The sequence below is a fragment of the Hymenobacter montanus genome, assembly GCF_014699115.1.
Classification (GTDB): Bacteria; Bacteroidota; Bacteroidia; order Cytophagales; family Hymenobacteraceae; genus Hymenobacter; species Hymenobacter montanus.
In genome coordinates, this window is record NZ_JACXAD010000008.1 from 1 (window position 1) to 16,816 (window position 16,816).

The 16,816-nt window shown below is 59.5% G+C and carries 11 protein-coding genes; 3 read left to right on the plus strand and 8 right to left on the minus strand.

Features of this window, described 5'->3' with window-relative positions; translation table 11 throughout:
• Positions 1–83 precede the first annotated feature (83 nt).
• The 5 genes from IC235_RS08670 to IC235_RS08690 all read right to left on the minus strand — a co-directional run bounded on the left by IC235_RS08670 (position 84) and on the right by IC235_RS08690 (position 8,036).
• Entirely contained in the window at positions 84–716 is a 633-nt protein-coding gene (locus IC235_RS08670) for a chemotaxis protein CheC (protein ID WP_223847155.1), read from the minus strand.
• 56 nt (positions 717–772) lie between these two features.
• A complete protein-coding gene (locus IC235_RS08675) occupies positions 773–2,413 on the minus strand; it encodes a chemotaxis protein CheA (RefSeq protein WP_191004785.1) in 1,641 nt (546 codons plus the stop codon).
• 108 nt (positions 2,414–2,521) lie between these two features.
• Positions 2,522–2,923, minus strand: coding sequence for a response regulator (locus tag IC235_RS08680; RefSeq protein ID WP_223847156.1), 402 nt, complete (start codon positions 2,921–2,923; stop codon positions 2,522–2,524).
• Between the two features lie 57 nt (positions 2,924–2,980).
• Positions 2,981–3,511 (minus strand): chemotaxis protein CheW, encoded by a 531-nt coding sequence (locus IC235_RS08685; protein ID WP_191004786.1) that lies wholly within the window; start codon positions 3,509–3,511, stop codon positions 2,981–2,983.
• Between the two features lie 103 nt (positions 3,512–3,614).
• A complete protein-coding gene (locus IC235_RS08690) occupies positions 3,615–8,036 on the minus strand; it encodes a methyl-accepting chemotaxis protein (protein WP_223847157.1) in 4,422 nt (1,473 codons plus the stop codon).
• Positions 8,037–8,324: 288 nt separating this feature from the next.
• Between IC235_RS08690 and topA the strand changes: the two genes are divergently transcribed.
• The 3 genes from topA to IC235_RS08705 all read left to right on the plus strand — a co-directional run bounded on the left by topA (position 8,325) and on the right by IC235_RS08705 (position 12,498).
• Positions 8,325–10,814, plus strand: coding sequence for a type I DNA topoisomerase (gene topA / locus IC235_RS08695; RefSeq protein ID WP_191004787.1), 2,490 nt, complete (start codon positions 8,325–8,327; stop codon positions 10,812–10,814).
• A gap of 29 nt (positions 10,815–10,843) precedes the next feature.
• Positions 10,844–11,326 (plus strand): hypothetical protein, encoded by a 483-nt coding sequence (locus tag IC235_RS08700; RefSeq protein WP_191004788.1) that lies wholly within the window; start codon positions 10,844–10,846, stop codon positions 11,324–11,326.
• A gap of 341 nt (positions 11,327–11,667) precedes the next feature.
• Positions 11,668–12,498, plus strand: coding sequence for a DUF4846 domain-containing protein (locus IC235_RS08705; protein WP_191004789.1), 831 nt, complete (start codon positions 11,668–11,670; stop codon positions 12,496–12,498).
• Between the two features lie 188 nt (positions 12,499–12,686).
• Here the strand turns inward: IC235_RS08705 and IC235_RS08710 are convergent, their stop codons facing one another.
• The 3 genes from IC235_RS08710 to IC235_RS08720 form a co-directional block, all read right to left on the minus strand.
• On the minus strand, positions 12,687–14,540 hold the full coding sequence (locus IC235_RS08710) for a hypothetical protein (RefSeq protein WP_191004790.1): 1,854 nt from the start codon (positions 14,538–14,540) through the stop codon (positions 12,687–12,689).
• A gap of 518 nt (positions 14,541–15,058) precedes the next feature.
• Positions 15,059–15,715 carry a porin family protein gene (locus IC235_RS08715; RefSeq protein ID WP_191004791.1) on the minus strand — a complete coding sequence of 219 codons (657 nt, stop codon included), beginning with the start codon at positions 15,713–15,715 and terminating at the stop codon, positions 15,059–15,061.
• A gap of 220 nt (positions 15,716–15,935) precedes the next feature.
• On the minus strand, positions 15,936–16,766 hold the full coding sequence (locus IC235_RS08720) for a DUF4249 domain-containing protein (protein WP_191004792.1): 831 nt from the start codon (positions 16,764–16,766) through the stop codon (positions 15,936–15,938).
• Positions 16,767–16,816: the final 50 nt, after the last annotated feature.

Below are 16,816 nucleotides of genomic sequence, written 5' to 3' on the forward strand. Positions count from 1 at the left end.
CCGCTACCTCCTTTCTGGCCGTCGCTCACCTACTGGCCGCAATGGATTGGATGAGATGAATGTCCACACACTCTAGTAAAAGTCTAAGCCGACAGCTGGCTGCCCAGGAAATCATAGCTTCGGATTATCTCCAGGATTTTCGTAAACGTCACTCGATCAAAAAACAACATCAGCGGCAGCTCTACCATGTTGTCCTTGTCCGAGAACTGGGTGATAACTGAGAAGATAAGCGGCTGCAGCTGGTGGCGCGGCAGCAGCGACTGCATCACCTCCGTGATGTCGCCGCGGGGGGCGGTGGGCGGCGCGCCGTAGATGTTGGCCTTCAGAATATTAGCCAACTGGGTAACCAGGGCGCCGGTGATGATATTACTGATTTCGAGCAGCAGCGATTCCTGCAGCTCATTCACCTCCAGCGTTTCCGACGCTTGCAGGCGCAAGCACACGCGGGAAAGCCGCTGAATGTGCTGGCCCGAGAAGAACATCAGCGTCGTACCATTGAAATCGCCCCGAATGTCGGACTGAATGGGCACGTGCTTGGCCTGGTATTCCTGCACCCGAGCTAAAATATCGTCGCTGACCAGCAGATCGATGTTCGGCACTTCCAACAGCACCCGCTCCTGGGCAATCACGGCAAACGAATCGGCGGCGCGAGCCAGACCAATATTCAAGATCTCGCGGATTATATCACGCTCTAAGTCGGTCATCGATAAATCCATAACGTCGGAAACGGGGGTAGTACAGCGGCGAGGACTGGGGTGAAGAAAAGAGAATTTTAGGGGCGTTTGTTCAAAAACAAACGGGTGAGCGCGGGTACGTCGAGGACGAGACATACCTGCCCGCTGCCAAGCAGCGTCACTCCCCCAAACAGGTCAATGGTATCTAAAGGCTTGCTGAGCGGCTTGATGACGATATTTTGCTGGCGCATAAATCGGTCGACGAGCAAGCCCAAACGGCGGTTGTTATAGTTAACCACCAGCACTTGCTGGGGGCCGTGCAGGTCGGCTTTAGTGGCGGGCGGCAAGGGCTCGTCGCCCTCGTCGTGCAGCAGTTGGCGCAGCGGCACCAGCGGCACCGTCTGCTCGTGGAATTGCGTCACCAGCACGCCGCCCACCACCGAAATCTGCCCGGGGTGCAGGGCCAGCACGGTGTCGGTGTGCAGCAGCGGGATGGCGTAGGGCCGCTCGTCCACTTCCACCAGCAAGGCCCCTTTCACGGCGATGGATGTCGGCAGCACCAGCGTGAAGGTCGTCCCCAGGCCCAGTTTCGACTCTACCCGAAGCTGGCCGCCGAGCGAATCCAGGGCCAGCTTCACCACGTCGAGGCCCACGCCGCGACCGGAAATATCGGTTACTTCCCGGGCCATGGAGAAGCCAGGCTCGAAGAGAAACGCCCAGACGGCCTGCTCGTCGAGGGCGGCGGCGGCGCGGGCCCCGACCAGGCCGCGCTCAACGGCCTTGCGGCGGACCGCTTCGGTGTCGATGCCCTGGCCGTCGTCCCGCACTTGAATCAGCACGTCGTCGCGTTCGGTCAGAGCCGAGAGCGCCAGTTGGCCCACCGCGGGCTTGCCCGCCTGCCGGCGCTGGTCGGTGGCTTCGAGGCCGTGGCTGACGGCGTTGCGCACCAGGTGCAACAGCGCATCCGTGATGATTTGCAAGATGTTGCGGTCGATCTGCACATCCTGTCCGCTCATGGTCAGCTCCACTTGCTTGCCTTCGGCAGCCGCCACGTCGCGCACCACCCGGGGAAATTTGTTCAGCAGCACCCCTACGCCCACCAGGCGGGCATCCATCACGCTGTACTGCAAATCATCGGAAATGCGGAACAGGTGCTGGGCTGTAGCCAGCAGCGCCGGGTTGTCGATTTCCTGAGCCAGCGTCATGATCCGGTCGCGGTCAATCACCAGCTCGCCCACCAGGTTCAGCAGGTTATCGAGCTTTTTGACCTGGATGTAGACCAAGTCCGACAGCTCCATCTTCCGGCTGGCCTCCTCGTCGCTGTCGCCGGTTTCCTCGTCTTCCAACACGGGCTCTTCGCCGCGCACCAGCCGGTCGAGGTTGGCGAGCAAACCCGTCACATCGGGCAAGGGCTGGCTGGCCCCCACGGCCCGAATCATGTTGCCCAGGACATCGACCCCGGCGAAAACCACCCGAATCAGCGACCCGCTGAACGCCCGCTCCTGGTCCCGAATCAAGCCAAACAGCGCTTCGAGGTGGTGCGCTACTTCGCCCAGGTCGTTGAAGCCCATCGCGCGGGCGTTGGCCTTGAGATTGTGCATGAGCCGGAACAGCTCGTTAAGGGCCGGGCCGGAATTGGGGTTGCGCTCCAATTCGCTCAGGTGCCGGCTCATGGAGTCGTAATACTCCAGGGCCTCGGCCATGAACAGCTCCCGATATTCCTGGTCGCGCGTTTTCATTGGCCCATCTGCTTGGTTGCCCTCCTCCTTGCCCAAACCACCGGGCGCAGCCGACAGCCCTCGCTGCCGACGGACTCCTGCGGGGACACGGGCGAGTAATACTGCACGCTATGCCGCCTGTTCGGTGGCGTCGTCTTGCAGCGCGGCGCCCACTATTTCCAACACCTTTTCCTCAGAAAACGGCTTCACGATGTAGGCCAGCGCACCATTCTCAATGGCTTCGTTCACGATGACTTCCTGGCCCACGGCGCTGCACATTACCACTTTGGCCGAGGGCTGCGTCTGGCGCAGGCTCTTGAGCACGTCCAGCCCGGTATTATCGGGTAGAATTACGTCGAGCGTAATGAGGTCGGGCGCCGTGGAAGTAGCCATCTCCAGGGCCTCCGCCCCGTTGGCCGCCTCGCCTACTACCTCATAGCCAGCATCGGTAAGCATGTTCTTGAGCATCGTGCGCATGTAAAAGGAGTCGTCGACGATGAGAATGCGTTTGTTCATGGTATTGAAAGACATGAGAATAAATCGAGGAATGGCCGAGCCCGGAAGCTGGCCCCTTGTACGGGCGGGAGCCTACGAAGATGCCCCTTTGCCCGGCAATCGCATTATTTCGCTAGGGGTGAGCAGCTTGCGCATGTCCAGCACGATGATGACTCCGCCCTCGGGCAGCTTGGCGATGCCTTCGAGGTATTTGTCACGGGTGCTGGAGTCCTGCACAAATTCAGGAGCCGGCTCAATCTGGCTCAACGGCAGCGTGAAGGGCCGGGGCACCTCGCGCACCATTAGGCCCAGCGTGTAGTCGGCAGCTTCCACGGCCACGGTGTAGCTGCGCTCGGGCACCGGCCGGCCGACCGGCCGCAGCCGAAAGCGCTCTTCCAGGTCGATGATGGCAATAATGTCGCCGCGCAGGTTGGCGATGCCTTTGATGAAAGGCGGTGTTTTAGGCATGCGGGCCACTTCGGGCGTCACCGTCACTTCCTTCACCTGTTCAATGCGAATGCCGTAATCCTCGTCGCCCAAACGGAACACAATGAGCTGCACTAGCTCAGCCGATTTGGCGCGCTCGGGTTTCGGGGAAGGGCTAGCTAGTGCAATCTCGGCCATAAAACGGCTGGTCGGTAGTGGATAATGAGCGGCATCCGGCAGTCAGAGAAGTGAGGCTAACGCTATTGTCAGCCCCTCAACCCTGACTGCCGGACCCTAAAAATCACTTGGCTTTGGCTTTCGACTTAGGCGCGGCAGCTTTACCCGCCTGGCCATTTTCCGGGTTCTGGCCATTTTTGGCGGGGCCAGGCTTGGGCTGGGCCGGGGCTGGGCGGGTGGCCGGAACGGCAGCTGCGGGAGCCGAATCTGCGGCCCGCTCGGTTGAGCGCACGCGTCGCTCCGGTCTCGTGGGGGCCGCGGGGGCCTCGGTCCGGCCGTTACGGCGCAGCATGGCATTCCGGTGGCCGGGGTTAGTTGGTTCGACGACGACTTCGGACCGGCCCTGGGTACGCCGCCCCGCCCCGCCCTTTTGGGCGACGGGCGCGTGGCCTTCGCGGGACCGGTACAGGTCGCGGACACTGGAGCCGCGCCGCACCGGCAGGGGCTCGGGCTCGTAGGCGTAGGAGCTGAGCTGGAAGGTTTCGAGGCCCGCCTGCAGGTCGTCGGCAATGTCGGTGAGGCGCTGCGAGCTGGTAGTCAGCTCCTGCATGGCCGTCGAGAGCTGCTTGGCGGTGCCCGCCACTTGCTGGGTGCCGGTAGCCGTTTGCTCGGCAATGGCCACCACTTCTTCCACGTACTTGACCACGTCGCCAATCGAGGTTTTCTGCACTTCGGTGGCCGTGAGGATGTCGCGGGAGGTGCGGAGCGTTTCGCCGCTGCTGGTGGCAATGTTCTTAAAGGCCGAGCTGGCTTCGAACGTGGCGTTCTTGCCCTTGAGTACCCGCCCTTCCATGGTCGAGATAGCAGTGGCGGCCGAGGTGGTGTCCTTGCGAACATCCTCCACGAGGGTGGCAATTTCGTTGGCCGACTTGCGGGAGCCTTCGGCCAGCTTGCGGATTTCCTCGGCTACCACGGCGAAGCCGCGGCCAGCTTCCCCGGCGCGGGCCGCTTCGATGGCGGCGTTCAGGGCCAGCAGGTTGGTTTGCGAGGCGATGTCGGTAATTACGCCCAGCGACTTGCTGATTTCCCCGGACCGGGTGCTCAGCACTTCGATGGTGCGCGAGGTTTGCATGGCGGCGCTGGATATCTCTTCCATGTTTTTCACCACCTCGGCCACCGTTTTCAGGCCGAGCTGCGAGGTTTGCTCCCCCAGGATGGCGGCTTTGTTCACCACGTCGGCCTTGTTGGCCGTTTCCTTGGTGGCCTGCATGATTTCCTCGATGAGCTTGAAGGCCTGGTCGGTTTTCAAGGCCTGGTTCTGCGCGCCTTCGGCCATTTGCTGCATGGCCAGGGCCACGTCGACGGTTACCCGGCTCATCTCCTGGCCTTTGCCGGCCATTTCCTCGGACGACGTGCCCACTACTTGCGAGGAATCGTTGATTTCGCCGAGCAGCTCGTTCAGGTTTTCCACGGCCAGGTTGAGGGCGCTGGACATGGCCAGGATGTCGCCCGTGGTGGGCACGTCCACGCGCTGGGTCAGGTCGCCTTCCGAGATGGCCCGCACCACGCGGCTCACTTCGAGCACCGGCGAGGCAATGGATTCGAGCAGGGCGTTGAGCGTGTCCACGAGCTCTTTCCAGGAACCCGACACGCCCCCGACGGTGGCCCGCTCGGTGAGCTTGCCTTCCACCCCGGCCACCTTAGCCACGCGGCTCACCTCGACGGCGAGGCGGTTAAGGTCGTCCACCATGCGGTTGATGGTATCAGCCAAATCCGCCAGCTCGCCCTTGGCTTGCAGGGTCAGCTTCTGGGTCAGGTCGCCTTTCGATACGGCGGTTACTACTTTCACAATGCCCCGCACCTGGGTGGTGAGGTTGGCGGCCATGGTGTTCACGTTGTCGGTCAGGTCTTTCCAGACACCAGCCACGTTGGGCACGCTGGCCTGGCCGCCGAGCTTGCCCTCGGTGCCCACTTCCTGGGCCACCCGGGTTACTTCGCCGGCGAACAGGTTCAGCGAGTCCACCATCTGGTTCAGGTTTTCCTTGAGCTGCAGGAACTCCCCTTTTACATCAACCGTGATTTTCTGGCTCAGGTCGCCCTTGGCTACCGCGGTGGCCACGTTGGCGATGTCGCGCACCTGGCTCGTCAGGTTCAGGGCCATGGTGTTCACATTGTCGGTCAGGTCTTTCCAGGTGCCGCGCACGTTGGGCACGCTGGCCTGGCCGCCGAGCTTGCCCTCGGTGCCCACCTCGCGGGCCACCCGGGTTACCTCGCCGGCGAAGATGTTGAGCGAGTCCACCATCTGGTTCAGGTTTTCCTTGAGCTGGAGCAGCTCGCCGCGCACGTTGACCGTGATTTTCTGGCTCAGGTCGCCCTTGGCTACCGCGGTGGCCACGTTGGCAATGTCGCGGAGCTGCGAGGTGAGACTGGAAGCCATGGTGTTCACGTTGTCGGTCAGGTCCTTCCAGGTGCCGCTCACTTTCGGCACGTTGGCCTGGCCGCCCAGAATACCTTCGGTGCCCACTTCCCGCGCCACCCGGGTTACCTCGCCGGCGAAGATGTTGAGCGAGTCCACCATCTGGTTCAGGTTTTCTTTCAGGTCGAGGAACTCCCCTTTTACGTCAACCGTGATTTTCTGCGATAGGTCGCCTTTCGATACCGCGGTGGCCACGTTGGCGATGTCGCGCACCTGGCTGGTCAGGTTCGACGCCATGGTGTTTACGTTGTCGGTCAGCTCCTTCCAGGTGCCCCCGACGCGCGGCACCACGGCCTGGCCGCCGAGTTTGCCCTCGGTGCCCACCTCGCGGGCCACCCGGGTTACCTCATCACCGAAGATGTTGAGCGAGTCCACCATCTGGTTGAGGATGTTCTTCAGCTCCAGAATTTCGCCCTTTACGTTTACCGTCATCTTCTGGCTCAGGTCGCCGCGGGCTACGGCGGTGGCCACGTTGGCAATGTCACGTACCTGCGAGGTGAGGGCCGCGGCCATATCGTTTACGTTGTCGGTCAAGGCCTTCCAAACGCCGGCCACGTTGGGCACGCTGGCCTGGCCGCCGAGCTTACCCTCGGTGCCCACTTCCTGGGCCACCCGGGTTACCTCGCCCGCGAACAGGTTAAGGGACGCCACCATCTGGTTCAGGTTCTGCTTGAGCTGCAGGAACTCCCCTTTTACATCAACGGTCACCGTCTGGGTCAGGTCGCCCTTGGCCACGGCGGTGGCCACGTTGGCGATGTCGCGCACCTGGCTGGTCAGGTTCGACGCCATGTAGTTCACGTTGTCGGTCAGGTCCTTCCAAACGCCCGCCACGCTGGGCACGCTGGCCTGACCACCGAGGCGGCCTTCGGTGCCTACTTCCTGGGCCACCCGGGTTACTTCGCCGGCGAACAGGTTCAACGAGTCCACCATCTGGTTCAGGTTCTGCTTGAGCTGGAGCAGCTCCCCTTTCACGTCAACCGTTACTTTCTGGCTCAGGTCACCCTTGGCCACGGCGGTGGCCACGTTGGCGATGTCGCGCACCTGACTCGTCAGGTTCGAAGCCATGTTGTTCACGTTGTCGGTCAGGTCTTTCCAGACGCCCGCCACGTTGGGCACGCTGGCCTGGCCGCCAAGCTTACCCTCGGTGCCTACTTCCTGGGCCACCCGGGTTACTTCGCCGGCGAACAGGTTCAGCGAGTCCACCATCTGGTTCAGGTTCTGCTTGAGCTGCAGGAACTCCCCTTTCACATCAACGGTCACCTTTTGGGTCAGGTCGCCCTTGGCCACGGCGGTGGCCACGTTAGCGATGTCGCGCACCTGGCTCGTCAGGTTCGAGGCCATGTTGTTCACGTTGTCGGTCAGGTCTTTCCAGATGCCCCCGACATTGGGTACGCTGGCCTGGCCGCCGAGCTTGCCCTCGGTGCCCACTTCCTGGGCCACCCGGGTTACTTCGCCCGCGAAGATGTTCAGGTTGTCAATCGTTTTGTTGATGGTTTCGGCCATCAGCTTGAAGTCGCCCGATACCGGGATCTGGAAGCTTTCGTCCAGGTTACCACGGCTGATGTTCTTCAGTACCTTGCCTACTTCCAGTACCGGCACGGCGATGCTGTCGACCAGGCCGTTGATGTTGTTAATCATGTCGCGCCAGAAGCCGGCGGCCCCTTCGGCCGAGGCGCGGGCTTTCAGGTTGCCTTCCACCCCGGCTACTTTTGAGATGCGCGATACCTCGCCCCCTACCCCGCCAATCATCTCCACCATGGAATTGTAGGCTTCGGCGATTTCGGCGAAAATGTCGTCGTTTTGCTTGGTCAGGCGCACCGAAACATCACCTTTTTTGAAGGCGTCGAGCGCGTAAAGCACCCGGTTCAGCTGGTCGTTGACGTAGCCCGGGTCCTGGGTGTCGACCGAGCCGCGCGGCCCGCCTTTCTTACGGGTCAGGTCATTGGTGGTGCGCACGACGTCGGGCATCGAAACGGCGCCCGGATCCGGCTTTCCACCGGTGACATCATCCGTAGCAGTAGTCGCCGGGGAGCGACGCGGCTTAGATTGCGGAGCCTTGGGGGAAACCATATACTAGAAGTATCAAACGAAATGAAAGGAGCAAAATTTAGAAAGGCGAAGTACGGGCAATAAGCCGGGATAAGCAAAAATAGCCCGGCGGCCCAAGCAACGAACTCCCAATGAACTCCGCCCAACGCCTCGCTTGTTTACCCAACTCCATCCCAGCCAAAATTACTGCTCAGTATACCGCCGCCCGGAATTATCCGGCATCTTTACGGCCAATTTCAACATTTCCCCGCTGCTGACCGTTTCATTGCGCACTGCTTTTCGTTCTGCCCTCCCCTCTTTTTCGCCCACATGGTCAAAAATTTAGTTATCGTCGAGTCGCCAGCCAAGGCCAAAACCATTGAAGGCTACCTCGGCCAAGACTTCGTGGTGCGCTCCAGCTACGGGCACGTCCGCGACCTGCCCAAGGACAACAACGCCATCGATATCGCTAATGGATTTAAGCCCACCTACGTGGTATCGGCCGACAAGCGCGAGCTAATTGCCCAACTGAAGAAACTGGCCAAGGAGGCGGAGATGGTCTGGCTAGCTAGTGACGACGACCGCGAAGGCGAAGCCATTTCCTGGCACCTGGCCGAGACGCTGAACCTGCCCGACGCCAAAACCAGGCGCATCGTTTTCCGCGAAATCACTAAAAGTGCCATCCTGGGGGCCATTGCCAACCCGCGCATCATCGACCAGAACCTGGTGAATGCCCAGCAGGCCCGCCGCGTGCTCGACCGCTTGGTGGGCTTTGAGCTGAGCCCGGTGCTTTGGAAAAAAGTAAAAGCCGGCCTTTCGGCTGGCCGGGTGCAGTCGGTGGCCGTGCGCTTGGTGGTGGAGCGGGAGCGCGAAATCAACCAGTTTCTGAGCACCAGCACCTACCGCATCGTAGCCCGCTTCGACGCCGGTCGGGGCGCCGTGCTCGAAGCCGAGCTGCCTACCCGCTACAAGACCCGCGCCGAGGCCGAGGCGTTTCTGGCGCGCTGCGTGGGCGCCAGCTACCGGATTGAGAGCCTCGATAAGAAGCCGGGCAAGCGGAGCCCGGCGGCTCCCTTCACCACGTCAACCCTGCAGCAGGAGGCTTCGCGCAAGCTGGGCTACTCAGTGGCGCAAACCATGAGCGTGGCCCAGAAGCTGTACGAAGCGGGTAAAATCAGCTACATGCGCACCGACTCGGTGAATCTGTCGCAGGAGGCATTGGCGGGGGCGCAGGCGGCCATTACGGCGGCTTACGGGGCCGAGTACCACCACACCCGGACGTTCAAAACCAAGTCGGCCTCGGCTCAGGAGGCGCACGAAGCCATCCGGCCCACCGACTTTGGCGCGGTGAAGGCCGGCTCGGACGCCTCGGAGCAGCGGCTGTACGACCTGATTCGCAAGCGGGCCCTGGCGTCGCAGATGGCGGAGGCCGTGATTGAACGCACCACGGCGGTTATCGGCATCAGCACCCAGCCAGGTGTCCCCCTCACGGCGACGGGCGAGGTCATCACCTTCGAGGGCTTCCTGAAAGTGTACGCCGAGAGCAAGGACGACGAGGATGAGGACGACGGCAAAGAGGGCGAGTCGAGCTTTTCGCGGGGGCTGCCGCCGCTGAGCGTGGGCCAGAACCTGCCCTTGCAGCGGCTGAGCGCGACCGAGCGGTTTTCGGCGCCCCCGGCGCGCTACACCGAGGCCTCGCTGGTGAAGAAGCTGGAGGAAATGGGCATCGGCCGGCCGTCGACCTACGCGCCTACCATCAGCACGGTGCAGAAGCGCGGCTACGTGGAAAAAGACACCCGGGAGGGCAAGGAGCGCAAGTTTCACGTGCTGACCCTCGACGGCGAGCACGTCAATACCGAAGTAAAAACCGAGAACTACGGTGCCGAGAAAGCCAAGCTGTTTCCCACGGACACGGCCATGGTGGTGAACGACTTTCTGGTGGCTCACTTCCCCGTCATCGTGGATTACCAGTTCACGGCCAAGGTGGAAGACGAGTTCGACCAGATTGCCAACGGCCACGAGAACTGGACCCACATGCTGACCGGCTTCTACGGCAAGTTTCACGCGACCATCGAGGCCGGGCAGGACATTGAGCGCAACACCTTGGGCAGTACCCGCGAAATCGGGGTGCACCCCGAAACGGGCGAAAAAATTACCGCCCGACTGGGCCGCTACGGCCCCTACGTGGCCCTGGGCGACACCACCGACCCCAACGTGAAGCCCGCCTACGCCAATCTGCGCAAAGGCCAGTTCATCGAAAGCATCACGCTGGAAGAAGCGCTGGACTTGTTTAAGCTACCACGGGTGGTGGGCGAGTTCGAGGGCAAGGATATGACGGCCAACCTCGGCCGCTTCGGCCCCTACGTTCGTCACGAGGGCAAGTTCTACTCCCTCACCAAGGAGCAGGACCCGCACACCATCACCGCTGAAGAAGCCGTGGCCCTGATCGAGACCAAGCGCAAAACCGACGCCGAACGCCTGATCAAGAGCTTCCCCGAGAACCCCGATATTCAGGTGCTGAACGGTCGTTTCGGGCCCTACATCGTCGCGGGCAAGAAGAATGTGAAGATCCCCAAGGGCGAAGACCCGACCGGGCTGACCCTAGAGCGCTGCCAGGAGCTGGCCGATGCCACCCCGGACAAGCCCGCCAAGGGCGGGCGTTTCGGGAAGAAGGCGGCTCCCGCAGCCAAGGAAGAGAAAGCTGACACGCCCGCCAAGAAAGCTAAGGCGACCAAGAAACCAGCGGCTAAGAAAAAGCCAGCAACCAAAGAAACTGCCAAGCCAGCCACTAAAAAAGCCGCGTCCAAAGCCAAGAGTTGATGACTGCTTAGCAAGTAAAGCTTAACGTCATGCTCAAAACAGGTCACCTTTTATCAATTATCCATATATTAGTATTCGCACTATGCAATAATGCTGAAACGGGAGCTCTCAATGCTTACCGTATAGCAGAAAACAATAGTCACCAGAACTATTCTGGCATATGGCGTTACGAATTCTCTTCAAAAGAAAATGAGCTTCTGAATATAAGCTTTCAATTGAATTTAATTCAAGATAAAGACATCATAAAAGGCCAATATTGCGCAGTGTCGAGAGGCGGTCGAAGAATTGACTGTGACATTGATAAGAACTACAATATATATGGTAAAATAATAAACAATGTTGCTTATATCGATTTCACAGGGTTTTATGATGCGAAAGCCAAAGGAAAAGCTATACTCTATTTAGACAACGGAAATTTATTTTGGGAAATAGTAAGTGTCAAAGGCGAGATATATGCGCCTGTTAAGGCCGTTCTAAAAAGCGATAATAACGCAAAAAATAGCCCTGAATAATCGGCTATAAGGGTTTTGCTTTGGAGTTGCCTGAATCTTAAAGGAGTGGGTAGTAAGCTAAGCATGGGCTCCATGGCTTCCTTGCTGGCTTGACAACTATTTACGGAACAGCAGTCCATGATAGAATACCAAGAAGCGTTATCACTGCGTTAGCGGTATTCTAACTGCTAACCCATTTGATTTATGCTTTCTCCTGGGGCCAGATGCTCAAACAGTAATTAGTGCGGTGAGTAGCAGTAGAGGCATGTTTTGGGCCCATACAGGCGAATAGTCATCCTTACTTTGAAGTGATCAATCCTTTCTTAACCAAGGTCGGTAGAGTACCTTCCTTCCTCCTACTCGTGGCCCTGGTGCTGGGGGCTTCGTGCTTACCGGCTCGTTCGCAAACGCGTCCAAACGGCATCACTTACCCTTGGCTCACGCAGCCAGGCAACGCGTCGGCTACTGTTGCCGCCCGCTTCCCTCCACCGGCCGGGTGTCGGCGCGTCGTGCTCGCGCGGGGTTCCTGGGGCGAGTGGCTGCGCTATCTGCCCCTGAGCCCGCCGGGCACCTTGGCCCGTACCTATTCTGGCGCCCTGAAAAAGCGCTCCGACGTAGTAGCCGCCGTGGTCAACATCGACGTGGGCACTCGCGACCTGCAGCAGTGTGCCGACGCCGTTATCCGTCTGCGGGCCGAGTACGGCTTCAGCCAGAACCCGAACCAGATTCATTTTCACCTTACTACGGGCTACGATTTTTGGTTTTCCGACTACGTGGCGGGCAGGACCTTTGAAGTAGTTGGCCAAACAGTGACGCCCGCCCGCAAACCGGTCGAAGCATCTACCCACGCCGTGCTGGCGCGCTACCTCCTGGCTACTTTCGGCTATGCCGGCACGCTCTCGCTACACCGCGAGCTACGCTCGGTCCCCCTGGCCACCGTACAACCGGGCGATGTGCTCATCCACGGCGGCGCGCCGGGCCACGCTGTGCTGGTGGTTGACGTAGCCGAGCATCCAACTACGCATAAAAAATATATGCTGCTGGCCCAAAGCTACATGCCTGCCCAAAGCATCCACGTATTGCGCAACGTGGACGAGCCCCAACTGGGTGCTTGGTTTGCGGTAAACCCAACCGAAGAAGTGGTCAGTACGCCCGAGTGGGACTTCCAACAAAACGAATTAGGACGTTTTTAGCCGCTCTTCCGTCCGGCTCAGGAAAGAACAAGCGCACCGGGCTACAGCCAACGCGACTGGCCTGAGTGATAGCGCTATTGGGGCGACATTCAACAACGAATCATAAAAGAATAAGTCGGGCAACTTCCCGCTCTTTTCCGCAACCCAGTTACTTGGGGCGACCCTGGTGCCTACCGGCCCGAAGCGTGCTAGAACCGTAAGCCGAGCTGGAGGCCCGGCCACAGGCGCGTGATGGTTTCCGCCCCGACCGAATTGATGATCAGGAGTTGGTTAGCCCCGAAATCCCAGTCGGGCTGCACGGCCGTGCGGTTAGCAACCGCCAGGTTAAAAGTAGGCGAAATAACGAGTTGCAAATGGCTCTCCCGTTCAAACTGCCAAGCCACTGCCGGGCGTACTTGTAAGAGCCCAGGCACGTCGTCAGGATCATCGTTCTTACTGCCGGCCAGCCCCCACTGCAGAATGTCAAGGCTAAAGATAAACCGCCCGTGAGGACGGCCCACCGTGCCGATGCCCGAGCACAGCGCCCATTGTAAACGGTTGCCAAATGGCTGAGCAGAAATCCCTAGCACGCTGTAATAGCGGCGCACGCCCATCTTGAGGACGGCATTTAAGGGAAGCGTTTCACTGGCCCATACTTCCCCGCGCCAATAGCCGTGGCGCACAATGTTGATAAAGCCCACGGGCGCGCCCTCAACCGAGTCGGCGATGTTGATTAAGGCCAGTTGCACGCCACGCACATGATGGGCAATATTCACCAAACCAAACTGGACGCCCCGTACCCGCCGGGCCCGGTTCAGCAGGGGTGCGGCCTGCAGGCCACGCACATCGGTGCCGGTGAGATTAGCTACCCCCGCCAATTGCAGCGGTGAGCCCGGGGCAGTAGCTGAGGGCGCGCCCGCCGGCCGGCCACCCACAATGTTCACCAGTCCAGCCAACTGGACTGCACGGGCGTCGTCGCGCACCACGTTGGCTAAACCGGCAACTTGCACGCCTCGTACGGCCCCGCCGGTTAGATTCAGCAGGCCGGCTACCTGCGCGCCGTGTACCGAGTCGCGCACCACGTTCATCAGCCCCCCAATCTCGACTCCTTCTACCCCAGCGGCGTAGCCGACCAGCGCATTCACCGAAACCTGGTTCACGGTGCGGGCATTGGCTAGGCCATTGGTTCCAAGCGGATATACCAGGCTTACCTGCGCGAATCGGCGACGATGCCCCGCTGCTACCGGCGCCGGAGCAGGCGCGGCCAGGGCTAGCGAAGCGGGCAGAGCGGCGGGCAATAGGATGGCCCGTACTGGCCGCCCCGCCAAACTGTCGACGGCCAGAAGCTGGTGGGGCGGCAACAACTTGGCACGGGCTGGCGAGCTAGCCGAGGCGGACGCTGTAGCACGGAGCTGGGGTTGTTCTGCCATTTGGGGCCGCGCCACAGCGTTGCCTCGCGGACCGCCAGCAAGCCGCTTCAAAGCGAACGGCTTTCCGGTGGCTGCGGCCCCGGCAGTACCCAACGAGGGCGCCGTACTCGAAACCACGGCGCCCCCCACTGGCGAAACTACTTTCTTTAAGGAGGAAGCTCCGGCGCGAACCTGCTGCCCCGGCACCGCTCCAGGGGCAGCAGCTGCCAGGGCTGCCGGATTAGCCGTCTTAGGGACGGGAGTACCGTATTCGTTCACGTTAGTGACGCCTGGCGGGGTCGTTTTGCGGTCCGTCCAGAGTACTACCTGGCCACTTATCAGGCCGTAAGAGACCTGCTGGGGGCTTAATACGTCGTGCAAAATGGCGCCCAGGGGGCGCGCCGGCCCCGGGGGCACGTATACGCGCCGCGTGGTGCCCAAGCGGGTGCTGCTATACGATATCGGCACGCCGCTTTGGCGCGATGCCTCGGCCAGCACCTGCGCGAGCGGGGCCCAGCCAGCCGGCAGGCGCACAGGCTGCGCGAGCACCGACACTGGCCCGGGCGCGCTTTGAGCCCGAACCAAGCCCGTCGCCAGCCACGCCAGGAAGCACAGATATGGGGAACAGCGGACCCAACGGTAAACTAGCTGCATGGTTTTACTTACGGCATGATGCACGCCACACTCAATTGCTGTTCTAACAGACTGCCTCCTCAACTTCTGGGTCGCTGAATACGCGAAGCTAAGAGAGGAAGCCAAATGTATACACTGATGACAACCTCATTGTAGCCTTCGAGGAAAGGACATAAAAATGAGACGCTGCAAACTGGCACCTACTCAAGTACCCGCTGTGGTTCACAAACTGAACTACTAACATACCGCCCTACCGGGTACGACTGCTACCAGGCTAGTTCGCAACTTGGGATACCCAGCTTACATGCCAAACGGGGGTGGTGAAAGCCAGGCGCAGTTCGTGCCTGGCTTTCACCACCCCCGTTTTATGGGCGCCCTAAGAAGCTGTTTAAGGTAATCAGTAGCTTAGAGCATACAGCAGAAGCGTTATAGTTCTGACTTAACGGAGCGTCAGTGGGCGAAACAGGTGCCGTTGTTGGTAGTGCAGCGCACGAGCAAGGGCCAAGTGGCCGGGCTTTTTTGCGAGGACATTTTAGCAATTACTTGCGGCCAAATATGAAAGCAGCGTACAGTTGAAGAGCACTGTTGCGTGCCTTATCCTTATTATCATTGTCTTTATAAGTGTTGGTGATGCCACCATTATAGCGCAGCCCCAATATGGGCCCAGACTTCAACTTGTACCCTAACCCGGTAGCGTAGCCAAAGTCAACGGTTTTGAATAATTCTTTAGCGTCAAGGTTGAGGGAACCAGCAACAAACTTACCACTAGTTAAAATACCTAGCTGGGGACCTGCCTCGAAGAAGAGGCGGTGGGTATTATACTGCAACATGACGGGAATATCAATATAATTGAGCCTTATTTTAGCATCACCGTCTTTATCGGTCTGTGAGCCTTTCATCGAGTATAGTACTTCAGGCTGGATGGAGAAGGCAGCGCTAATGGGCAAGTTGACGAACAACCCACCGTGGAAGCCAATTATATTGGTGGTTATGTAAACCCCAGAGCCAGGGTTGGTAGAGCCAGGGTTGAATGGGAACGAAGATGCCGCTTTGAAGAAACTATTCATCACATTGGTAGTACCTGACTCTGTGTTGGTTGTAAACGAAGCACCCGCTTTGGCCCCAAAAGATACTTGAGCCAATGCTGATGCCGAAATGCCAGTCAGGAGACTGAGCAAGAGAATTATTTTTTTCATAACCAAGGAAGAAGTGCAAAAAGAAGACTAAGAATTTGCTTAAGTCAAGATTAAGAAGTTGTTTAAGTTAGTTCTTCCTGCGGTTGGACCACCTTTTCAGCCTGGCCGTGCGCTGAAGCAACTATTCAGGGGGTCTTCAAACGCGCCAAAAGGCGGCAAATGCATTGGTAATGACCTGATTTTCAGAGAAAAACTAACTTGAACAGCTTCTAAGGCTTGCTTAGTTTACCGTGGCCGAAGCGGTGCGTACCGTATAGCCAGCGAAGTAGCCGACGGCCGTTTTGCCGGAGCCAGCCTGGGTGTTACGCACGTTGGTGCGTACGTTAGCGGGGCTGGTGGCGAATAAGCCGACGTTATTTATCTGCGTGACCATCTCATTCAGAAAATAGTAGTAGTCGCGCGGAATCGACAGCAACTCAACATCAATTCTATCGCCCCGCACCAGCGGTTTATCGTTCAATCGGAGTTCGCCGATGTAGCGGCCATCTACTAGTTCATCGGAGCTGACGATGAGGTCGCCGGGCTTATTGAATAAGACGCCGTTCTTATAGATCCTGAAGCGGTAGTAGTCGCCCACGCCGGGCAGCTCGGGGCCGTAGTAGAAAGCATAATAGCCTTCATCGTAATCAGTCTGCTTTTCCTTGAACTGGATCTCAATTCTGTCGATTGAGGGCGTGCGCCGAATCTCCGTTTCGGCGCGGTAAGTCTGGCCGTCAGTTACGATAGTCAGGGTGTAGCGCCCGCCGATACGGCCGAGCACGGTGCCGCTGCCCCGGTAGTAGCCGGGCAGTTCTTCGACCAGCACGTCGCGCCGCCCCTGGTCATCTTCGAGGGTGAGCGTGGCCCCCGTCACGGGCGGGGGGGGCGCGTCGTTGAAGTATGGCTGGGTGAGCGAAAGGGTCACGGCGGCCGGTGTCCCCTGGTCGGTAATCTGGCCATCGACGGAGAGCAGCGGGGTGGCCTTGGGCACATCCAGGGGCACCACGTCGAGGCAGCTGCTCAGGCCGCAACTGGCCAGGCCAGCAGCTAATAAAAGAAGGAAACGGTTCATAGCGAATGAGTGATTAAGCAGTCGATTGCTGGTTGTCGGTTGTCAGGATT

Bases quoted from the DNA above. Each gene is read 5' to 3' on its own strand.
- IC235_RS08670 (WP_223847155.1), bottom strand. From the start codon at position 716: ATGGATTTATCGATGACCGACTTAGAGCGTGATATAATCCGCGAGATC.
- IC235_RS08675 (WP_191004785.1), bottom strand. From the start codon at position 2,413: ATGAAAACGCGCGACCAGGAATATCGGGAGCTGTTCATGGCCGAGGCC.
- IC235_RS08680 (WP_223847156.1), bottom strand. From the start codon at position 2,923: ATGTCTTTCAATACCATGAACAAACGCATTCTCATCGTCGACGACTCC.
- IC235_RS08685 (WP_191004786.1), bottom strand. From the start codon at position 3,511: ATGGCCGAGATTGCACTAGCTAGCCCTTCCCCGAAACCCGAGCGCGCC.
- IC235_RS08690 (WP_223847157.1), bottom strand. From the start codon at position 8,036: ATGGTTTCCCCCAAGGCTCCGCAATCTAAGCCGCGTCGCTCCCCGGCG.
- topA (WP_191004787.1), top strand. From the start codon at position 8,325: ATGGTCAAAAATTTAGTTATCGTCGAGTCGCCAGCCAAGGCCAAAACC.
- IC235_RS08700 (WP_191004788.1), top strand. From the start codon at position 10,844: ATGCTCAAAACAGGTCACCTTTTATCAATTATCCATATATTAGTATTC.
- IC235_RS08710 (WP_191004790.1), bottom strand. From the start codon at position 14,540: ATGCAGCTAGTTTACCGTTGGGTCCGCTGTTCCCCATATCTGTGCTTC.
- IC235_RS08715 (WP_191004791.1), bottom strand. From the start codon at position 15,715: ATGAAAAAAATAATTCTCTTGCTCAGTCTCCTGACTGGCATTTCGGCA.
- IC235_RS08720 (WP_191004792.1), bottom strand. From the start codon at position 16,766: ATGAACCGTTTCCTTCTTTTATTAGCTGCTGGCCTGGCCAGTTGCGGC.